At 68.2% G+C, this 468-nt stretch carries 1 pseudogene; it reads left to right on the top strand.

The features are described from left to right. Positions 1-468: pseudogene (locus tag FLV34_RS39760) on the top strand (DNA-directed RNA polymerase subunit beta); the annotation flags it as partial.

Raw genomic sequence — 468 nt, 5'->3', positions numbered from 1 at the left:
GACAAGCTCGCCGGCCGTCACGGCAACAAGGGCGTCATCTCCAAGATCCTGCCGGTGGAGGACATGCCGTTCCTCGAGGACGGCACGCCGGTCGACATCATCCTCAACCCGCTGGGCGTGCCGGGCCGGATGAACGTCGGCCAGGTGCTGGAGACCCACCTCGGGTGGATCGCCGCCCAGGGCTGGGACATCAGCGGGGTGGAGGAGGAGTGGGCCGAGCGCCTGCGCGACAAGGACGCGGACAGGGTCGAGCCCTGGACCAACGTCGCCACCCCGGTGTTCGACGGCGCCGGCGAGGAGGAGATCATCGGTCTTCTGGGCAACACGCTGGTCAACCGCGACGGCGACCGTCTGGTGATGCCCAGTGGAAAGGCGCGGCTGTTCGACGGCCGCTCCGGCGAGCCGTTCCCGCACCCGATCTCGGTGGGTTACATCTACATCCTGAAGCTGCTGCACCTGGTCGACGAC

This window comes from Microbispora sp. CSR-4 (assembly GCF_008033685.1).
Lineage (GTDB): Bacteria > Actinomycetota > Actinomycetes > Streptosporangiales > Streptosporangiaceae > Microbispora.
This window is presented reverse-complemented; position numbering and strand designations above follow the sequence as displayed.